The 2,918-nt window shown below is 54.7% G+C and carries 1 tRNA gene and 2 rRNA genes (1 of these 3 cut by a window edge); all 3 read left to right on the top strand.

Going from position 1 to position 2,918, the window contains the following annotated elements:
* Nucleotides 1-2,564, top strand: a 23S ribosomal RNA gene (locus ACQ6S1_RS15375) (it extends 246 nt beyond the left edge of the window).
* 76 nt (nt 2,565-2,640) lie between these two features.
* Nucleotides 2,641-2,754: ribosomal RNA gene (gene rrf / locus ACQ6S1_RS15380) — 5S ribosomal RNA — on the top strand.
* A gap of 77 nt (nt 2,755-2,831) precedes the next feature.
* Nucleotides 2,832-2,908 (top strand) — tRNA-Met (locus ACQ6S1_RS15385).
* The last annotated feature ends 10 nt before the right edge of the window (nt 2,909-2,918 follow it).

Here is a 2,918-nt window from a genome sequence, read left to right on the forward strand (position 1 = left end):
AAACATCTAAGTACCCGTAGGAAAGGACATCAACCGAGACTCCGCTAGTAGTGGCGAGCGAACGCGGACCAGGCCAGTGCTTCCATGATCTAAACCGGAACCGTTCAGGAAAGGCGGGCCGCAGTGGGTGATAGCCCCGTACGGATCAATGATTGTGGAAGACTTGAGTAAGGCGGGACACGTGAAATCCTGTCTGAACATGGGGGGACCACCCTCCAAGCCTAAGTACTCCTTAGCGACCGATAGCGAACCAGTACCGTGAGGGAAAGGTGAAAAGCACCCCGACGAGGGGAGTGAAATAGTTCCTGAAACCGGATGCCTACAAACAGTAGGAGCCCAAGGTTCGTCCTGGGTGACTGCGTACCTTTTGTATAATGGGTCAGCGACTTAGTCTGACGAGCAAGCTTAAGCCGCTAGGCGTAGGCGAAGCGAAAGCGAGTCTGAACAGGGCGTTCAGTTCGTCGGATTAGACCCGAACCCAGGTGATCTAGCCATGAGCAGGCTGAAGGTGCGGTAACACGCACTGAAGGGCCGAACCGGTGTCTGTTGAAAAAGACTCGGATGACTTGTGGCTAGGGGTGAAAGGCCAATCAAACCTGGAAATAGCTGGTTCTCCGCGAAAGCTATTTAGGTAGCGCCTCGCATGTATGCTCCCGGGGGTAGAGCACTGGATGGGCTAGGGCCTCTTACCGAGGTACCAAACCTAACCAAACTCCGAATACCGGGATGACTTGTGCGGGAGACACACGGCGGGTGCTAACGTCCGTCGTGGAGAGGGAAACAACCCTGACCAACAGCTAAGGCCCCCAAATCATGGCTAAGTGTGAAAGGATGTGAGAATCCCAAAACAACCAGGAGGTTGGCTTAGAAGCAGCCATCCTTTAAAGAAAGCGTAACAGCTCACTGGTCTAAACAAGGGTTCTTGCGCCGAAAATGTAACGGGGCTCAAGCCATGTGCCGAAGCTTTGGGTTTACGTGTTTACACGTAAGCGGTAGCGGAGCGTTCCGTAAGCCTGCGAAGGGACAGTCGTGAGACATCCTGGAGGTATCGGAAGTGCGAATGCTGACATGAGTAACGATCAGGGGTGTGAAAGACACCCCCGCCGAAAGACCAAGGGTTCCTGCGTAAAGCTAATCTGCGCAGGGTTAGCCGGCCCCTAAGGCGAGGCCGAAAGGCGTAGTCGATGGGAATGGGGCGAATATTCCCCAGCCAGTGGAAGGTGACGAATCCCGTGTGTTGTCTGTTCTTATTGGATTGAACAGGCTTCGAAGGGGTTCCAGGAAATAGCCTCCACATCAGACCGTACCCGAAACCGACACAGGTGGTCAGGTAGAGTATACCAAGGCGTTTGAGAGAACTACACTGAAGGAACTCGGCAATTTACCTCCGTAACTTCGGGATAAGGAGGCCTCGTGCTTGGGCAACCAGGCAGGAGGGGCACAGACCAGGGGGTGGCGACTGTTTACCTAAAACACAGGGCTCTGCGAAACCGTAAGGTGACGTATAGGGTCTGACGCCTGCCCGGTGCCGGAAGGTTAAAAGGAGGGGTGCAAGCTCTGAATTGAAGCCCCGGTAAACGGCGGCCGTAACTATAACGGTCCTAAGGTAGCGAAATTCCTTGTCGGGTAAGTTCCGACCTGCACGAATGGCGTAACGACTTCCCCGCTGTCTCCAGTGTAGACTCAGTGAAATTGAATTCCCCGTGAAGATGCGGGGTTCCTGCGGTCAGACGGAAAGACCCCGTGCACCTTTACTGTAGCTTTGCGCTGGCGTTTGTGTTGGCATGTGTAGGATAGGTGGTAGGCTTTGAAGCCGGAGCGCCAGCTCTGGTGGAGCCATCCTTGAAATACCACCCTTGTAAATACGAACGTCTAACTGCGAGCCGTTATCCGGCTCCAGGACCGCGCATGGTAGGCAGTTTGACTGGGGCGGTCGCCTCCCAAAGAGTAACGGAGGCGCGCGATGGTGGGCTCAGACCGGTCGGAAATCGGTCGTTGAGTGCAATGGCATAAGCCTGCCTGACTGCGAGACTGACAAGTCGAGCAGAGACGAAAGTCGGTCATAGTGATCCGGTGGTTCCACGTGGACGGGCCATCGCTCAACGAATAAAAGGTACGCCGGGGATAACAGGCTGATGATTCCCAAGAGTCCATATCGACGGAATCGTTTGGCACCTCGATGTCGGCTCATCACATCCTGGGGCTGAAGTAGGTCCCAAGGGTTCGGCTGTTCGCCGATTAAAGTGGTACGTGAGCTGGGTTCAGAACGTCGTGAGACAGTTCGGTCCCTATCTGCCGTGGGTGTAGGAAACTTGAGAGGATTTGTCCCTAGTACGAGAGGACCGGGATGAACGTACCTCTGGTGGACCTGTTGTGGCGCCAGCCGCATTGCAGGGTAGCTATGTACGGACGGGATAACCGCTGAAAGCATCTAAGCGGGAAACCCACCTCAAAACCAGGTCTCCCTTGAGAGCCGTGGAAGACGACCACGTTGATAGGCCGGGTGTGGACGTGCGGTGACGCATGAAGCTTACCGGTACTAATTGCTCGATTGGCTTGATCGCTCTCATTACCAATGTCCGCGAAAGACATCGGTCAGCGATCACAAAAGATCACGCTTGCTTCACTGTTCTTTGCCGGCCTGGTGGCTTGGCGAGGAGAAAAAACCCGATCCCATCCCGAACTCGGCCGTTAAGCTCCTCTGCGCCAATGGTACTTTGTCTTAAGGCACGGGAGAGTAGGTCACTGCCAGGCCTGCAAAGAACAGTCGCTCTTCAACAATGCCAATCTACGGATCCCGAACCAGAACTCGGCCATCCAAACCAGATCGACGCGGGATGGAGCAGCTCGGTAGCTCGTCAGGCTCATAACCTGAAGGTCACAGGTTCAAATCCTGTTCCCGCAACCAAATACAAAAA

The organism is Terrihabitans aquatilis, from assembly GCF_052542005.1.